The sequence below is a fragment of the Salinisphaera sp. G21_0 genome, assembly GCF_017744115.1.
Taxonomy (GTDB): Bacteria; Pseudomonadota; Gammaproteobacteria; order Pseudomonadales; family Endozoicomonadaceae; genus Endozoicomonas.
In genome coordinates, this window is record NZ_JAGHQW010000013.1 from 67,939 (window position 1) to 84,457 (window position 16,519).

Annotated in this window: 16 protein-coding genes; 14 read left to right on the forward strand and 2 right to left on the reverse strand. The window is 50.7% G+C overall.

What is annotated here, in order from left to right:
- Window positions 1-199: 199 nt before the first annotated feature.
- Together J7439_RS08230 and J7439_RS08235 are read left to right on the forward strand one after the other, a co-directional pair.
- Complete coding sequence (locus J7439_RS08230; protein WP_209201346.1) at window positions 200-565, forward strand: nitrous oxide-stimulated promoter family protein; 366 nt, start codon at window positions 200-202, stop codon at window positions 563-565.
- Between the two features lie 387 nt (window positions 566-952).
- A complete protein-coding gene (locus J7439_RS08235) occupies window positions 953-1,720 on the forward strand; it encodes a hypothetical protein (RefSeq protein WP_209201347.1) in 768 nt (255 codons plus the stop codon).
- Window positions 1,721-1,892: 172 nt separating this feature from the next.
- Here the strand turns inward: J7439_RS08235 and J7439_RS08240 are convergent, their stop codons facing one another.
- Window positions 1,893-2,615 carry an SDR family oxidoreductase gene (locus J7439_RS08240; RefSeq protein ID WP_209201348.1) on the reverse strand — a complete coding sequence of 241 codons (723 nt, stop codon included), beginning with the start codon at window positions 2,613-2,615 and terminating at the stop codon, window positions 1,893-1,895.
- Window positions 2,616-3,206: 591 nt separating this feature from the next.
- Here J7439_RS08240 and rsxA point away from each other — a divergent pair.
- The 7 genes from rsxA to J7439_RS08275 all read left to right on the forward strand — a co-directional run bounded on the left by rsxA (window position 3,207) and on the right by J7439_RS08275 (window position 10,887).
- Window positions 3,207-3,791, forward strand: coding sequence for an electron transport complex subunit RsxA (rsxA, locus tag J7439_RS08245; protein ID WP_020581588.1), 585 nt, complete (start codon window positions 3,207-3,209; stop codon window positions 3,789-3,791).
- A gap of 71 nt (window positions 3,792-3,862) precedes the next feature.
- Window positions 3,863-4,453 (forward strand): electron transport complex subunit RsxB, encoded by a 591-nt coding sequence (gene rsxB / locus J7439_RS08250; protein WP_163372540.1) that lies wholly within the window; start codon window positions 3,863-3,865, stop codon window positions 4,451-4,453.
- Window positions 4,450-6,798 (forward strand): electron transport complex subunit RsxC, encoded by a 2,349-nt coding sequence (gene rsxC / locus J7439_RS08255; RefSeq protein WP_209201349.1) that lies wholly within the window; start codon window positions 4,450-4,452, stop codon window positions 6,796-6,798. Before rsxB ends, rsxC begins: the two co-directional genes overlap by 4 nt.
- Before the next feature lie 88 nt (window positions 6,799-6,886).
- Window positions 6,887-7,963, forward strand: a complete 1,077-nt coding sequence (rsxD, locus tag J7439_RS08260) for an electron transport complex subunit RsxD (RefSeq protein WP_209201350.1) — start codon at window positions 6,887-6,889, stop codon at window positions 7,961-7,963.
- A 3-nt stretch (window positions 7,964-7,966) separates the two neighbouring features.
- A complete protein-coding gene (gene rsxG, locus J7439_RS08265; protein ID WP_209201351.1) occupies window positions 7,967-8,677 on the forward strand; it encodes an electron transport complex subunit RsxG in 711 nt (236 codons plus the stop codon).
- Window positions 8,667-9,407, forward strand: coding sequence for an electron transport complex subunit E (locus tag J7439_RS08270; RefSeq protein ID WP_209201352.1), 741 nt, complete (start codon window positions 8,667-8,669; stop codon window positions 9,405-9,407). The genes rsxG and J7439_RS08270 overlap by 11 nt, the downstream gene beginning before the upstream one ends.
- Before the next feature lie 118 nt (window positions 9,408-9,525).
- Window positions 9,526-10,887, forward strand: coding sequence for a hypothetical protein (locus J7439_RS08275; protein WP_209201353.1), 1,362 nt, complete (start codon window positions 9,526-9,528; stop codon window positions 10,885-10,887).
- 50 nt (window positions 10,888-10,937) lie between these two features.
- Here J7439_RS08275 and J7439_RS08280 read toward each other — a convergent pair whose 3' ends face one another.
- Window positions 10,938-11,666 (reverse strand): hypothetical protein, encoded by a 729-nt coding sequence (locus tag J7439_RS08280; RefSeq protein ID WP_209201354.1) that lies wholly within the window; start codon window positions 11,664-11,666, stop codon window positions 10,938-10,940.
- Window positions 11,667-12,002: 336 nt separating this feature from the next.
- Between J7439_RS08280 and J7439_RS08285 the strand changes: the two genes are divergently transcribed.
- The 5 genes from J7439_RS08285 (at window position 12,003) to J7439_RS08305 (ending at window position 16,281) form a co-directional block, all read left to right on the forward strand.
- Window positions 12,003-12,821 (forward strand): DUF3943 domain-containing protein, encoded by an 819-nt coding sequence (locus J7439_RS08285; RefSeq protein WP_209201355.1) that lies wholly within the window; start codon window positions 12,003-12,005, stop codon window positions 12,819-12,821.
- 104 nt (window positions 12,822-12,925) lie between these two features.
- A complete protein-coding gene (gene nth / locus J7439_RS08290) occupies window positions 12,926-13,558 on the forward strand; it encodes an endonuclease III (RefSeq protein ID WP_209201356.1) in 633 nt (210 codons plus the stop codon).
- Window positions 13,559-13,591: 33 nt separating this feature from the next.
- Window positions 13,592-14,650 (forward strand): beta-N-acetylglucosaminidase domain-containing protein, encoded by a 1,059-nt coding sequence (locus J7439_RS08295; protein ID WP_209201357.1) that lies wholly within the window; start codon window positions 13,592-13,594, stop codon window positions 14,648-14,650.
- Between the two features lie 48 nt (window positions 14,651-14,698).
- Window positions 14,699-15,853: a succinyl-diaminopimelate desuccinylase gene (dapE, locus tag J7439_RS08300; protein WP_286196450.1), complete on the forward strand. Its 1,155-nt coding sequence runs from the start codon at window positions 14,699-14,701 to the stop codon at window positions 15,851-15,853.
- An 11-nt stretch (window positions 15,854-15,864) separates the two neighbouring features.
- Entirely contained in the window at window positions 15,865-16,281 is a 417-nt protein-coding gene (locus J7439_RS08305; protein WP_209201358.1) for a hypothetical protein, read from the forward strand.
- The last annotated feature ends 238 nt before the right edge of the window (window positions 16,282-16,519 follow it).

The window sequence follows — 16,519 nt, forward strand, 5'->3', positions numbered from 1 at the left end:
TGTTCAGTACTTGAGTAATAGAAATAATTTCTTGGGAAAAGTTCAGTTTTGTCACAGGTCGACTGGTATAAATGACACGTATGGGCTGGTTCTCAATGGCCATCAGACCTCGTCAGTGCTATTTTCGAAGGCCTGATTTGGCAATCAAGGCGGATTATGGGAGGATGGCCTCCTATAAACAGAGAAGGTTACGTTGTTTATGCCCCTCGCTCTCAAAGGCCGCCTGAAAGATCACCCCAGGCTGACCCGTGAATATTTTACCGTCACTCGCATGATTGAGCTTTACTGCCACCACCATCACCAGCACCCCACCTTGTGCAATGAATGCCTCTCTCTGCTGGCATTCAGCAAGCGACGGCTTGAACGCTGTATTTATGGGGTCGAAAAGCCCACCTGCGCTAACTGCCAAATCCACTGCTACAAACCGGAGCAACGCCGACAAATTCGCGAAGTGATGAAATGGGCTGGCCCTCGCATGCTACTTAAACATCCCGTTCTGACCATTCAACACCTTATTGATCAACGCAGGGCTGCGCCGGCGCGCCCCAACGCCGGGAGCAATTGAATTAGCTGAGGGAACTTTCCTGTAAGAAACTGGTCAGAGAGATATAAACAAATATACTTCCGGACGGATCTGAATATGGAATGTCATTGGCTTAACCCGAATGTTCTTCGAGCCCAACAGCGTGAATACCTTCTTCTACAGAGTGAACCCTGGGAAGAGAGCCATCCACCGGCTCACGTTCGTAACCCCCTGGCGGGCAACTCATTTACCAGGCTTCGTTGTTATGTACCGGTGCCGGAATTACTGGTAATTCACACGCCTCCCGGCACGCCGTTTGAGCCAAGATATCTGCATACCCGCAAATCACACCATGCACCTTCCGAGCATGTTCATACCCGGCTTCCCCACGAGAACACGCCAAGCCCTTCTCAACGAGCTGATATGCTGATGGCCAAAGCAGCCACATTCAAGGGCTTTGAGAAGAACTTCCCCCATCATACTCCGAGGGAATTGGCTGATGCGGGATTTTCCTACAGTAAACATAGTGACTCAGTTTATTGTGATCGGTGTGATAAGCATATTGGCAACTGGAAACCTGATGATATCCCATGGGTTGAACATACTCGCCTGTCGCCAGACTGCGCGATCGTGAAGTGGGAAATGGGTCAATCATTTATCAAAGCTATTAAAGAGTCATTTGATGTGGAAAAACAATTAAAACAGTACTGCGATCAACACACTCCTGTAAAAGATGATCCTTATAATACGCTTTTAAAATTCAGACTGAGCTGGCCTTACCAACAACTTGAACAGATTTACAATAAAAACCTTAAAGATCTTCCGAAAGAAATGAAAAAGGTCGAACAAGCCTTTATTCATTGGCATTATACTGAAAATCTCTCTGGAAATAGCACTTTGTACGCTTCCTGTATTCTAAACCTGCTTAATCCCCGGAACCATGACAAGGCTGCCATAGCTGAATCCTGTAGAAAGTACGAGCAGGAATACAATGAATACCAGGATCAATTAAAAGCATTAAAAGAAGAGCAACGGCTAATTGTCCAGTTGAAAAATGAGCGCATTGCACTCTTTGAGCAAGTAAATCTGCAAAGGCAAATAAGAATCAAGGCTGAACAAGAGGGTGAGGATGCAGAGATCGCCCGTAGACTTCAAGAACAGTACAACACTGGACAGTTTCAATTACCTGTCCACTAAGTCACAAAATAGGATTCCATTTGGTTAACTACGTAACCTCATTTGAGGACTCGAGTTGGCTTGCATGCATTATGAATGCACATGCAAGCCGACTTTTATCAAGACCATTTGCAACATGTTCGCGGCAACCCCGGGGGCGTCGGAGTCAGGTGCCTGTCAGAGCGTAAATTCTCTACGCTGTTTGTCGGGTAGCCGTCACTACCAGTTCACGGATACAGACATTTTGTGGCTGCTGATACACAAAGGTTATACAACGGGCAATATCCTCTGCCGTAATAACGCCTCCCATGCCGTGCTTCCACTGTTCATAGCCCTCCTTGATTTCACTGGATGTTGTATGGCTCAGCAGCTCAGTTTCTACCGCTCCCGGTGCGATGGTTACCACCCGTACACTGTCGTCAGCCAGCTCTTCTCTCAGGGTTTCAGATAAACCGTGCACGGCAAACTTGGTGCCACAATAGGCCATATGGTTTGGAAAACTTTTGATACCGGCCACTGAACTGATATTGAAGATGGTACCCCCTTTTCTGGCTTTCATCTGACCGGCAACGGCATGGATGCCATTCAAAACACCTTTGATATTCACATCAACCATGTTATCCCACTCGGCAGGATCCTGTTCATCGGCACGACCCAGCTGCATTAGCCCGGCATTGTTGATAAGACAGTCTGTCGGTCCATAGCGAGACTCGGCTTCTTCGATAACCAGTTTCAGGGCATCACGATCCGTCACATCCACTCGTCGGCAAAGTGCGTCAGTCAGATCAAGGGCCTCCAGGCGCTCGGCCCTTCTGGCCAGTAATAACAATGGATGTCCAAGCTGACTCATGGCCCTGGCAACGGCTTCACCAATACCAGAGCTGGCTCCGGTAATAACGACCAATGGTTTATTCATGGCAGGACTCCTGATGGAGTATATGTTGGGATTTCAGTCCACCGACTTGTGGTGAACCGGGTGCGGGTGTATTGACGTGCAGATAATTATGATAGCTGATCTGAAAAGGCTTATTGATGAGAAAACAGCATTCGTTGACTGTTATTCGGTATTCGTCAGCCCCATTAGAGGCATCACTACATGCATCCGGCCTGTTGTGGCGTTATAATCCCCGACTCCTGAGCCAGGAGGCTGTTCATTTAAGACTCAATGAGTCCTCCGAAAAAAGCATCCAAACCGGTTACCGGCCTATCGTTATTCGATTTGCATCTTTAAACATGATTTATCTGCTTTTTCCGGAAATATATACTTGACGCCTTCCATCAGGTATCCAACCGCATTTTTGATCGGCTGGCTCTAAGAGGCTGTCTGAGAATAGACTGCCCTACTGCGGTGGCAGAAAATTGGTCTAAAAATTCCGTTTTGTTCGGCAAATAGAACCACTATCCACCTCACAAAACGGAATTTTTATCCTCAATTTTCTGCCATCCTCGCTACGGGCGCTATTCTCAGACAGCCTCTTAAGAGCCAGGCATTGCAGCAGGAAAACCAATGAGCGAACTGATACTGATTCTGGTCAGCGCCATACTGGTCAACAACTTTGTACTGGTCCAATTCCTTGGGTTGTGTCCTTTTATGGGCGTGTCCAACAAGCTGGAATCAGCCATGGGTATGTCAATGGCCACCACCTTTGTGCTGACACTGGCCTCTATCTGCAGCTATTTAACGTATAAGTACATTCTATTGCCACTTAACCTGGAGTTTTTGAAAACCATCTCATTCATTCTGGTGATTGCCGTGGTGGTGCAATTCACCGAGATGGTGGTGCGCAAAACCAGCCCGCTGCTGCATAAGGTACTGGGCGTGTTCCTGCCACTGATTACCACAAACTGTGCGGTACTCGGGGTTGCCCTGCTGAACACCAACCGCATGGACAGCTCCCTGGTGGATTCCGCCACCTACGGTTTTGGTGCGGCGGCCGGTTTTTCCCTGGTACTGGTGCTGTTCTCCGCCATGCGTGAGCGTATCGCCGCTGCGGATGTACCAACACCATTCAGAGGGGCCGCCATCGGTATGATCAGCGCCGGTCTGATGTCGTTGGCATTTATGGGTTTTACCGGGCTGATCAAACTGTGAGTGCAGGATTTCAAACCATGATGATAAATGCCAGACGTGATAAAAAGCTGAAGGAGCGGTTGCGTTAGTCCATGGACATTGTTCTTTACGCTATAGGAGCCCTGCTGGCTCTCGCCCTGATTTTCGGGGCTATTCTCGGTTTTGCCGCTATCCGCTTTAAGGTGGAAGGCAACCCGATTGTTGACCAGATTAATGAAATTCTGCCCCAGACCCAGTGTGGCCAGTGCGGTTATCCCGGATGTCGCCCTTATGCGGAAGCCATTGCCAATGGCGATGCCATCAATAAGTGCCCGCCCGGTGGTCAGGCAACCATCAACACACTGGCGGACCTGCTGGATGTAGAGCCTGAGCCGCTGGATGCGGAACATGGGCAGGAGTCGGTCACCAAAGTTGCCTTTATCCGGGAAGCGGAGTGTATCGGTTGTACCAAGTGCATTCAGGCCTGCCCGGTGGACGCCATCCTGGGTGCCGCCAAACAGATGCATACGGTGATTTCCGATGAGTGTACCGGTTGCGATCTCTGTGTTGAGCCCTGCCCTGTTGACTGTATCGAAATGCGTCCTGTGGATATCACGGTCAGGACATGGAGCTGGGCGCTGCCCCAGCCGAATCATGGCAAGGCTGGTTTGATTGCCACTGACCTCAGGGGGCAGACCGTATGAACGCAATCGCAAAAAGCCCACACCAGGACCTACAGAGCCCTGTGGCCGGGAGCCAGGTGATAGCAAGTTCTGAACGCAAAATCTGGCCACTGACCGGCGGGGTTCACCCGGAAGAAAACAAGCATCAGTCAACCAGCCGCCCTGTTAGTGTTCCGCCTCTGCCTGAAACACTGGTGCTGCCATTGTCGCAACACGCCGGTTTGCCTGCTGATCCGCTGATCCGCGTGGGGGACAAAGTACTCAAAGGCCAGATGATTGCCAAAGCGTCCGGCTTTGTCAGCGCCGCGTTGCATGCCCCCACCTCGGGCACTGTTACCGCCATTGAGAACCGTCCGATTCCCCATGCCTCCGGCTTTTATGACCTGTGCATCATTCTCGAAACCGATGGTCAGGAGCAATGGTGTCCACTGGCCCCCGTAGCGGATTATCGTCAACTGTCGCCTGCTGAACTGGTAGAAAAAGTGCGCGATGCAGGCATCAGCGGTATGGGTGGCGCTGGCTTCCCTACCGCCATCAAACTGGCACCCGGCACAGCAATTAATACCCTGATTATCAATGGTACGGAGTGTGAGCCCTATATTACCGCCGACGATATGTTGATGCGGGAAAAGGCTGATGCGGTGATTCAGGGCGCAGAAATCCTCCAATATATGCTGGGGGCCCAAGAGTGCCTGGTGGGTATTGAAAATAATAAACCGGAAGCCATCACCGCGATGCGCAGGGCGGCGGCTGGCAAAAATATAGACATTGTCGTTTTCCCCACCATCTACCCTTCCGGTGGTGAAAAACAGCTGATCCAGATTCTTACCGGTCAGGAAGTGCCTTCCGGAAAACTGCCTGCGGATCTGGGCATGGTGGTTCAGAACGTGGGAACAGCCGTTGCCGTCAAAGACGCCATTGTGGACGGCAAGCCACTGATCTCTCGCATCACCACCCTCACCGGTGATGCCCTGGCAGCGCCACAAAATGTAGACGTATTGATCGGTACACTGGCTCAGGACCTGCTGCAATACGCGGCGCTCAAAACGTCCGAATTATCAACGCTGGTGTTTGGCGGCCCCATGATGGGCTTCAGTGTTGATCGCATGGATATCCCGGTGATCAAAACCTCCAACTGTCTGATTGCCGCGACGGAGGATGAGTTTCCGGCAGCACCGGATGCCCAGGCCTGTATCCGTTGCGGGCACTGTGCCGAAGCGTGTCCATCGTCATTGCTGCCCCAGCAGCTTTACTGGCACGCCAGGGCTGAGAACCATGAGCAACTTATGCACCACAATCTCTTTGACTGTATCGAGTGCGGTGCCTGCTCCTTTGTCTGCCCGTCGTCTATTCCGCTGGTTCAGTATTACCGGGCATCCAAAGGCGCTATTCGCACCCAGGAAGCCAAACACGCCAAGTCCGAGCGCTCCAAACAGCGCTACGAAGATCGCCTGGCCAGACTGGAGCAGGAAAAAACCGAGAAAGAGGCCAAACGAAAAGCCAATGCCGAACGGGCAGCAAAACTGAAGGCCGCCAAAACAACGGAACAAACCGAAAGCAACGCCAACGCCGAAGAGGACCCGATCCAGGCCGCTATCGCCCGGGCCAAGGCAAGAAAAGCAGCGGCTGCTGCAGGGAACTCCGAGCCTGCGTCAGCCAGGCAAGCGTCTGATAGACCGCTTTCTGCCAAACAGAAAGAGCTGAAAGTTCAGCTGTCCATGGCCAAAGCTCAGGCCAAAAAGACAGAAAGAGCACTGGCTGCCGCCGAAGCTTCTGCTGAGCTTAAAGGCGACAAGGGAGATATTGAACAACTGAAGTCTAATCTGGCAATGCTGAATGAGCAGGTAAGTAAACTTCAGCAGGCGTTTGATGAAAACAGTCAGTATTCTGCCAGCAAAGACAGTGCAGAGAAGCCCGTTAAAGCTGCCAAACCGGCACTCTCAGACAATGAGAAGAAACGCAAGGTTGAACTGGCCATGGCCAAAGCGGCCTTGAAAAAAGCAGAGCGCGCACTGGCAGCAGCGGTTGAGAGCAACAATGGGAACACCGAGTCATTCAAGCAGGCCGTCGAAGCGTGCCAGGCCAACATCAAGCGCCTCGAAACTGAAGCTTCAGAGCCTCCGGCGGAAACGGCGATAACCCCTTCTGCGGATGCCAAACCATCAGCAAAAAAGGCCAAAGCACCATTAAGTGATGAAGCGAAAAAGCTGAAAATCGAGTCGGCCATGGCCAACGCTGCGGTGAAAAAACTTCAGCGAGCAATCGCCAATGCCGGTGAAGATGAACTGGATACGCTGAAACAACAGCTGGTGGCAGCGGAACAAAAGGCGGCTGAGCTGAAACAGGGTCTGGAGAGTCTCTCGTGACTTGCAGCTACAGCCACCTTGTTCCCATGCTCTGCGTGGGAGGAAACCCGGGAAGCATGATAAAGACACAACAGAGCGGAATCGTTGAATGGCTTTGATTAATAGCAGATCGTCCATCAGCCAGAGGGGAAGAGAGACCTCACCCCATGCGCTGGGACAAAACAGCACTCAGCGGGTCATGAGTCTGGTGATCATGGCCACCATCCCCGGTCTGATGGCACAAACGGTCTTTTTTGGCTGGGGTACACTGATCAATGTTATCTGGTGCTCCCTGGTTGCGATGGGCTGCGAAGCGGCCGTGGTATCACTGCGCAAGCGGTCCGTGAGCTTCTACCTGAGTGATTGCAGCGCCCTGTTGACCGGCGTACTGCTGGGGTTGGCATTGCCGCCCTTTGCCCCCTGGTGGCTATCACTGGTCGCTGTGTCCTTCGGCATGGTTATTGGCAAACATCTCTATGGAGGCCTGGGTCAGAACCCCTTTAACCCGGCCATGCTGGGCTATGTTGTGGTACTGATTTCATTCCCACAGGAAATGACCACCTGGCTGCCACCACTGGGGCTGGAAGGTCATAACAACAGCCTGACCGATGCCCTGTTCACTATTTTCCCCCTGGGTCAGAGTGTTGATGCCATCAGTATGGCCACCCCGCTGGATGTGTTGCGCGAAAACAAAAGCCTGACCATCAATGAACTGTGGGAAGCCAACCCGGTATTTGATGGCATGGCTGGTCGTGGCTGGATGTGGGTCAACCTGGCCTATCTGGTCAGCGGCGTCTTTCTGATCTGGCGCAAAGTATTTACCTGGCATGGCCCTGTGGGGATGCTCGCTGCCATTGCCATTATGGCGACCCTCTTCTGGAGTGGTAACGGGTCAGACAGTCATGGTTCCCCGCTGTTCCACCTGCTCAGTGGTGCCACCATGCTGGGTGCTTTTTTTATCATTACGGATCCGGTCAGCGGTGCAACCAGCAACCGAGGACGTCTGATTTTTGGTGCGGGTGTTGGCGTTATGGTCTACGTCATCCGTGCCTGGGGTGGATACCCGGATGGTGTCGCCTTTGCCACGCTGCTGATGAATATGGCTGCCCCCACCATCGACTATTACACTCAGCCACGCACTTATGGCCACCACAAGGCCAATAAAGGCCTGCCAAAGAAGGACTGAATCATGAGTGACGGCCAGATTCCTTTAAAAGACACCACCGACAGCAAGGCTCCCGACAGGAATGATCTGCTTCAAAGCATTTTTCGCAATAGCCTGGGCCTTGGCCTGTTTGCCGTATTTACCGTAGGCCTGATTTCCGTGACCTGGATCATGACTCAGGAACAAATAGAGACACAGGTTCGAGCCTATGAAGCCAAAGCATTGATGGAGATTTTACCGGCAGATACTCACGACAATGTGCTGGTAGATTCCAAAATTGTTCTGGAACCATCCCCCCTGCTTTCCAGCCAGGATCAACGTGAGGCCTATATTGCCCTGAATGATGGGGCGGTCTCTGCCGTTATACTGCCGGTCACCGCACCTGACGGGTATAGCGGGCGAATTGAGCTTTTGGTGGGCATCAACCACAATGGCACGCTGGCAGGCGTCAGGGCCATCACCCACAAAGAGACACCCGGGCTTGGCGACAAAATTAACAGCAATGTCACCGACTGGATTCTCGGTTTTGCCGGCAAATCCCTGGGCAACCCCGCAAGCGAAGGCTGGGGGGTGAAAAAAGACGGTGGTGAATTTGACCAGTTTACCGGTGCCACCATAACGCCAAGAGCGGTTGTTGCCGCAGTTTACCGCGCACTGCAATACTTTGAGGCAAACCGCAAGCTATTGCTGGACCCACTCGCCGGTGTCCGCGAGGAGATTCAAGATGACAAATGACACTGTGGCGAACAAGAGTACCGCTGGCAGCCAGGCCGCAAAGATTGCCCTGGACGGTCTCTGGAAAAACAACCCGGCACTGGTCCAGCTGCTGGGCCTGTGCCCTCTGCTGGGGGTATCCAGCAGTGTCGTCAATGCGCTTGGTCTGGGCATAGCCACCATGCTGGTGGTGATGGGCTCCAACGTTGCCGTCTCTCTGATACGGCACCAGGTAACCGATGCCATTCGCCTGCCGGTATTTGTGATGATTATTGCTTCCTTCACCACCTGTATCGAACTGCTGATGCAGGCTTATACCTACGAACTCTATCGGATACTGGGTATTTTTATTCCGTTGATTGTCACCAACTGCATCATCCTGGGCCGGGCCGATGCCTTTGCCTCCCGAAACCCGGTACTGCCTGCCGCTTTTGATGGTTTGATGATGGGTACGGGCTTTGCCGTGATTCTGGTATTGCTGGGGGCACTGCGGGAGCTGATTGGCCAGGGCACGCTGTTCTCCGGCATGGACCTGCTGCTGGGCCCCATTGCCGCTGACTGGACCATTACGGTGATTGCCAACTACAAACAGTTCCTGTTTGCCATTCTTCCCCCGGGTGCCTTTGTCTTTATGGGCTTTTTGATTGCCATTAAAAATATTGTTGATCGTCGCCTGGAAGAAAGAAGGAAAAACCTGCAGCCGGTAACAGCAAAAGTAAGTAAGCGGGTCAGGGTTACGGGTAATGTTTGATTATTCTTAACGCTTATATTGGAACTTATTCTCTGATTTCCTGTCTATTGAATCAGAATCGGTAAATCTATTTTGATTTGTCAGACAGGCCCCCGTTAAACCAGAGGAAAATTCTGTAATGTTATCTGTTCAACCTACTCCCCCACTCTTGCGATCAACACCAACAGGCAATGAAAAAGCGGTTGAAGACGTGGAGGTGAGCAGATCCACTCAGCCTGTTGAACTGACACAACTCCAGAAATGCATTCTGGGCAACCAGCGCTTTATCCTCGATACAGTAAATCTGGTTGAAGTTATGAACAAAGTCTTTGGTAAAAAGGAACCAGACGCTTCGCTACGAATGCCAGACAATTTCGATGCACTGCCGGAGTCAGAAAAGTACGAAAGTCTGACTCAGCTTGTCAGGCAACTTGATGTCTATTTCCACCAAAGCCCCATTCACAGGGAAGAACAGGGAAAAATAGTGGAGCGCTGGAATGCCAAAGAGCAAACTGGAGCCATTGAAAACCTGAGTGACGCTGCCAAAGAAGATCTACGGTCAGCACTTAAGCCCTTAAGGACTGCTGATTCAGAGCCCCTTGAGTTTACTGATCAATCAGTTCTTCTTTTTCCAGGAGCGGCTATCCCTCGAATGCACCTTCGCCCTAAGTTCGCTATTGCACAAAACAGTGACAATAAATTGCCCGGACTGCTGCTCTGTAACGGTTCTTCAAGGACTTTGGGCGACGTTGACGAGCTTCAGGATGTTACTAGCAATGATCGTCTGTTTAAGCGCATAGATGAGCTGGTTGAAGAGTTTGAAACTACCCTGGGATCCACTGCCACAGAAGCTCACGCCCAAATGGCTCTTATGGACATGCTCCGTATGGCTGACCAGAAAAGCGATCAGAAAAGTGAGGAGATAAGTGAGGAGATAAGTGAGGAGATAAGTGAGGAGATAAGCGACCAGAAAAGTCAGCAGACATGCTTTCTGAACAAACAAACCATCTATGTAACTTATACCGGAGAAGTTCAATTCTTTCAGCAATCTCTTCAGGAAGATGGCAAATACACGCTCAACCTCAATGAGGAAAATATCATCACTGGCAGACCAAACACCGAAGCAACGATGGTGTCTGCCTTAAATGCCCTGGAACTACTGCCTGGACCCACTCCCGGAGACATCGTTCTGGTCAGCAACCAGCCCCATATACGTGCCCAGCAAATTGCCACAGAACGCGTGGTTGCCAATAGAGGGTACAACAATGACTACTCTCCAATAACCATCCGTGCCTGTGGTGACGAGTGTTCGCTGACAAGCTCTAAAGATTTGTTCCTTGCCATCGACTCAGCCAGAAAGGCAATCCAGTTGTTAAATCCGGATTATCATGTGACAACCAATTGGGATAAAGCTCCGGAATGGAAGCTATTTGAATCCAGGAAAGCCGGTGAATGGCATCTCTATAAGCCTGAGCACCCGCCAGTGGAACGGCTGGTTTAGGCTTTCTTCGCAGGATGGCCTGCTAATGTTATGCCAACCTGCGAACGTCCCTAAAAATCCACATCAAGATGATAGCTGTCAATCAATTGCTGAATTTGATTATCCATTTTTTTCTGATGACTTATAAAGGCACCCTGCCTATTCTGATGCTCTGTTAACAGGCCATCACTATCAGCATAAAAGGCTTCTGCCCTGGTTAATCCGTTATACAGAGGATTATATTCACGACTTGCCCGTTCAGCAGAAAAATAGAACGCATAGGTTTGCGATACCAGAATCGAGCCTCTATCCATAACCCGAGCGGTGATAACAACTTCTGTATCGGTATCTGGAATCGGATTTATGGTTATTGGTCGATTCATTGCCAGGGGTTCCATTTTTAAATGAGCAAGCTGATCTGAATAGACAGAACCAAATTCCTTTATCTCCCACAACTGGTCGATATCCCCTCCCTCAGCGTACACGGTTCCCCTGCCATTCGACCGGGTTCGAACCTCAACATCAAGCTCAATCATGTTAAGGGCATTGGTTGGAGCCTTCACGTTTGCACCGGATTTTTTCAATGAAACTGACAGCTGTTTTTCCAGATATCGGGCAACATCTGAAGCGGTATGTTTTTTATCAACATAAACGGAATCTGATCCAAGGCGTCCTCTGGCGATGAGGCTCTCGGCAAGTTGGTTGGCTATAACATTCCAATATTGAGTAAATGGAACAGGCTCATATTCCGGTGAGGATACTGCCAGCAACCTGGTTGAAGGAAATAGTCCACCGATCATTAATAAACCTGTAACGACTGACAGGTATAACTGCTTATTAAACACGATACATCCCTATACTGCTTTTTTATTTCAATGTAGCATGTGCAACCTTATTCGTGTTCAGGCTACCTGAACCACTACTCTGAACAAAGTCAGAAATCCGGCATAACAAAATAAGAGCCTGATTTATCAGCCCGATAAAACTGGAAATAATGATAAACCTCAATCGATTATTGACCGAATTCGCTATAGAATCGCCCTCTTTTGTCCAGAACAGGGGTAATGACCTGAATGGATAACCCGTTTTTGGGTGGTTTCTGCGCCTCCCCCCAGCCATCTCATGAATAAAAGACGATGCTTAACCAGATATTGCCAGTTTTTTTATCTGGCCTGATCATGCTTTCCGGCTTTGTCCAGGCCAACGCCACAGCTCCTGCTGCCCCATCAGTGGCGGAGCCAGACGCTGAGTTCACCCTCCCTCTTCAGGAAGAGCGCTCCCCATGGGCGATAACCCTGTTCGATGACAATCCTCAGGAGAATCAGGCACGCCTCTGGTCCCAGACAAAACTCATGTTCGGTCTGGGCGTTGGTGTGATTGGTGCCCTGGCCGTTATGCCTGAGTCCTTTACCAACTGGGATAAGTCTGACTTGAAACAGTTCCACAAAAAATGGTGGGATAATGTCAGTTCAGGCCCGGTTATGGATGAAGATGACTTTTTCCTGAACTACGTAGCACACCCTTACTTCGGTGGTGTGTACTACATCGTTGCACGAGAGTCTGGTTACAACCAGTGGAACTCCTTTGTCTACTCCTTCCTGATGTCCACCTTCTACTGGGAGTACGGTATCGAAGCCATCGCTGAAGTGCCTTCCATTCAGGATATTATCGTAACGCCCATTGGTGGCTGGCTATACGGTGAGTGGGCTTACCAGCAGAAGCGCTCGATTGTCGACAATGATGGCCTGGTATGGGGCTCTGCCGGTCTGGGCTCCACGGCGTTGTTTTTCCTGGATCCGGTCGACAGTATTGACCAGTGGATCAATGGTGACCGTGAACAGCCCGTTGTGGAAGACTTTGATATCCGTCTGGCATTTGCTCCAACCTTTTATCAGGTAGAGAATCAGGATGAAGACCAGAACTATTTCGGCCTGGTCATGACATTCCGGATGTAACCCGCTCAAATACCTGCTATTTCCTTTTATAAACAGGGCACTCCAGCCCTGTTTTGCAGTAAAATAAGCACAAACTGATTTTTATACTTTTTACTGGTCAAAGGATGAACAAGGAAAAGCGCACACAGATTTTTACCCGGCTTCGGGACGCTAACCCCAACCCAACGACCGAGCTAAACTACAGTACACCTTTTGAGCTGCTTGTCGCGGTGATACTGTCTGCCCAGGCCACCGATGTAGGGGTCAACAAAGCCACCGATAAGCTTTATCCTGTTGCCAATACCCCTGAGGCAATGCTTGCCCTGGGTGTGGATGGCCTGAAGGAATACATCAAAACCATCGGGTTATTTAATGCCAAGGCAGAAAACGTTATCAAAACCTGTCAGATGCTGATTGATAAGCACAATAGCGTGGTACCCGATAACCGGAAAGATCTTGAAGCACTTCCCGGCGTTGGACGAAAAACGGCTAACGTCGTTTTAAATACCGCCTTTCATCAGCCCGCCATGGCCGTGGACACCCATATTTTCCGGGTATCCAACCGAACAGGCATTGCCCCCGGCAAGGATGTGCTGGAAGTGGAAAAACGGCTGGTCAGGCTGGTTCCCAAAGAGTTTCTGATGGATGCCCACCACTGGCTGATCCTCCATGGCCGTTATGTGTGTAAAGCAAGAAAGCCACAATGTGGTAGCTGCATTATTGAAGACCTTTGTGAGTTCAAGCAGAAAACGTCTTAGTCTGACTCACTTTGAACAAGGAAATATCTGCTCATGGCATTCCATTATGGAGTAATAGAAGGGCTGTATGATCAGGAAAACCAATGGTCCTGGGAGTCCAGGAATGCCTATGCCAGCTTCTGTGCAAGGAAAGGTTTCAATTTCTATATCTACGCACCAAAGAATGATCCTTATCTGCGCGAGCAATGGGATCAGCCCTGGCCAGAACAGGATTTCAGCCACCTGAACACACTTAGTTTGTCGCTTAAACAGAACAATGTGCGTTTTGGTATCGGACTCACGCCGTTTAATGTACGGGAACTGAACCAGAAAAGTCGCCAACAGCTGAAACAGAAAATCGCCAGCATCAATCAACTGAATCCACAGATTCTCTGTATTCTCTTTGATGATTTCAGTAACGACATTGATGACCTGGCAAAAACCCAGGCTGACATTGCCGAATTTATTGCCGCAGAAAGCACCGCGGCCCAATTTATTGTCGCAGGCACCTACTACTCAAAAGACCCGTTATTGCAGAGAGTCTACGGCACAATGCCCGAAGGCTACTGGTCTGACCTGGGGCAATACCTGGACCCACAGTTTGATATTTTCTGGACAGGCGACCACGTTATTTCCCTTGGCTATGATCAGTCAGGCTTACAGGAAATGACTGACCACTTCCAACGCAAACCCTTTCTTTGGGACAACTACCCGGTCAATGATACCGAATGGCTGAAACACCGGCTCAGACTCTATACCTTCACCGGCCGCCCGTGGCAAATCAGTGACTGGTGCCGTGGTCATGCCGTCAACCCGATGATCCAGCCCTGGCTATCCATGATACCGCTGGCCACTCTGGCAGACCTTTACCAGCAACAAGACCGGTTTGATGGCCATGCCAGCTTCAGGAAGGCAGTGGTTGATCTTTGCGGTCAATCGCTGGCATCGGCCATCGAAGACAACCTGCTCTATTTTACCGAAGAAGGCACGTTGAACTTTTCCGGTTTCACCCGCAAACGCCTGGAAAACACCTTTTCGGCGTTTCAGTCCGACACAGTGCAGCCTTACTTCCAGGAAATTCTCAAATGGTTGCAGTCCGGTGAAAAATGCTAGAATGCACTGCAATTGCTGCCAACTATCCATTTCTTTCCAGAACAATAAATGACCGATTCCCTGACTATGACCTCCAAAACCCTGCAACTGGCCATGGACCTGATCAGCCGCACTTCCGTCACTCCTGAAGATGCGGGCTGTCAGGAACTGATGATCAGCCGACTTGAGCCATTGGGCTTCAAGGTTGAGCGACTCCGCTTCGGTGAGGTCGATAATATCTGGCTGCGCAGAGGCGACCAGAGCCCGGTGCTCGCCTTTGCCGGACATACCGATGTAGTGCCCACCGGCCCGGAAGGGATGTGGGACAACCCACCGTTTCAGCCGGCAATCATCGACGGCATGCTGCACGGCCGTGGAGCCGCCGATATGAAAGGCAGCCTTGCAGCCATGGTCACCGCCTGCGAAGACTTTCTGGCAGAACACGCTGACCATAAAGGGTCCATTGCCTTTCTGATTACCAGCGATGAAGAAGGCCCCGCCAAAAACGGTACGGTAAAAGTGATTGAGTACCTTGAAGCCCGAAACGAGAAAATTGACTGGTGCCTGATTGGCGAGCCATCCAGCAGCAACCGGGTGGGTGATGTGGTGAAAAATGGCCGCCGTGGCTCACTCCATGGCCACCTTACGATCAAAGGTATTCAAGGGCATGTAGCCTACCCTCACCTGGCCAGAAACCCGGTACATGAAGTAGCCCTGGCCATTGCCGATCTGACCGGAGAAGTCTGGGATGAAGGCAATGAATTCTTTCCCCCCACCAGCTTCCAGATCTGGCAGATCCATGCCGGCACCGGTGCCAGCAATGTCATCCCCGGAGAGTGCCAGGTGAATTTCAACTTCCGGTTTTCTTCAGAACTGACGGCTGAGCAGCTTCAGGAAAGAGTCACCGCGATTCTGGACCATCATCAGCTGGAGTACGATATTGACTGGCATCTGAGCGGTCAGCCGTTTTTAACCCGCCCAGGGGCCCTGGTCAATGCCGCTCAGCAAGCCATACGGGACGTTACCGGCATGGAGGTGGAGTTATCAACCTCCGGCGGCACCTCCGATGGTCGTTTTATCGCGCCTACTGGTGCCCAGGTGGTAGAGCTTGGCCCGGTTAATGCCACCATCCATAAAGTGAATGAGTGCGTTAACGCGGAAGATCTTGATACCCTGCAGGAAATCTATACGGGTATACTTAAGCATTTGCTAGCTGAAAAGTGACGTTTTTCCAAATGAGCAGTCTTGATCCATCAAAAGCTGACGCAACCGAAGTGGACGATATTGAAGTGTATGCCAGCGGTCTCTCTCTGGAGGCTATTACCGACTGGCTGAACGATACCTTTGATACCGTTGTGACAGTGAACAGCGGCAAAGTAGTGCATGACATGGAAGTCACCCGTCTGGGCAACACCATTCCAGTAATGATTGTTGAAAACGCTGTTGGCAAAGCCTGGACCAGCATCTGGTTTAAAACCAAAGGCACCCCCTGGCAGGATGACACCCAGTGCGCAAGAAGCCTTCAGGCCTATGGTCAATGCCGGGTTCGCTGTAACTCCGGCCCTTGGCAGGAAGGAGCTGATATGGATGAATGGTGGCAACTGGATGAACACGGCCAGGAAAAGCTGATCAAGTGGCCTAACGCTTCATAACCAAAAAGCAGCCTGGCTGCTTTTCAGGGGAGAAAACAGGATAACCTTCTAATGAGCCATACTATCTAACGGAGAGTGGTTTCTTCCTGACACTGAAGCTCCGTAACTTTTGCGCAACACCACTTAATCAGGCTAGAATGGCCGATTAACTCATCAGCGACTTGAGAGCTATCATTTAATCTCAAGCCATGAGGCCTGTACCGGCTTATCGGTACCAGTCTTCTGACGTTTATTATCT

Coding starts and splice junctions, on each gene's coding strand:
- J7439_RS08230 (WP_209201346.1), top strand. CDS start 200: ATGCCCCTCGCTCTCAAAGGCCGCCTGAAAGATCACCCCAGGCTGACC.
- J7439_RS08235 (WP_209201347.1), top strand. CDS start 953: ATGGCCAAAGCAGCCACATTCAAGGGCTTTGAGAAGAACTTCCCCCAT.
- J7439_RS08240 (WP_209201348.1), bottom strand. CDS start 2,615: ATGAATAAACCATTGGTCGTTATTACCGGAGCCAGCTCTGGTATTGGT.
- rsxA (WP_020581588.1), top strand. CDS start 3,207: ATGAGCGAACTGATACTGATTCTGGTCAGCGCCATACTGGTCAACAAC.
- rsxB (WP_163372540.1), top strand. CDS start 3,863: ATGGACATTGTTCTTTACGCTATAGGAGCCCTGCTGGCTCTCGCCCTG.
- rsxC (WP_209201349.1), top strand. CDS start 4,450: ATGAACGCAATCGCAAAAAGCCCACACCAGGACCTACAGAGCCCTGTG.
- rsxD (WP_209201350.1), top strand. CDS start 6,887: ATGGCTTTGATTAATAGCAGATCGTCCATCAGCCAGAGGGGAAGAGAG.
- rsxG (WP_209201351.1), top strand. CDS start 7,967: ATGAGTGACGGCCAGATTCCTTTAAAAGACACCACCGACAGCAAGGCT.
- J7439_RS08270 (WP_209201352.1), top strand. CDS start 8,667: ATGACAAATGACACTGTGGCGAACAAGAGTACCGCTGGCAGCCAGGCC.
- J7439_RS08275 (WP_209201353.1), top strand. CDS start 9,526: ATGTTATCTGTTCAACCTACTCCCCCACTCTTGCGATCAACACCAACA.
- J7439_RS08280 (WP_209201354.1), bottom strand. CDS start 11,666: ATGATCGGTGGACTATTTCCTTCAACCAGGTTGCTGGCAGTATCCTCA.
- J7439_RS08285 (WP_209201355.1), top strand. CDS start 12,003: ATGCTTAACCAGATATTGCCAGTTTTTTTATCTGGCCTGATCATGCTT.
- nth (WP_209201356.1), top strand. CDS start 12,926: ATGAACAAGGAAAAGCGCACACAGATTTTTACCCGGCTTCGGGACGCT.
- J7439_RS08295 (WP_209201357.1), top strand. CDS start 13,592: ATGGCATTCCATTATGGAGTAATAGAAGGGCTGTATGATCAGGAAAAC.
- dapE (WP_286196450.1), top strand. CDS start 14,699: ATGACCGATTCCCTGACTATGACCTCCAAAACCCTGCAACTGGCCATG.
- J7439_RS08305 (WP_209201358.1), top strand. CDS start 15,865: ATGAGCAGTCTTGATCCATCAAAAGCTGACGCAACCGAAGTGGACGAT.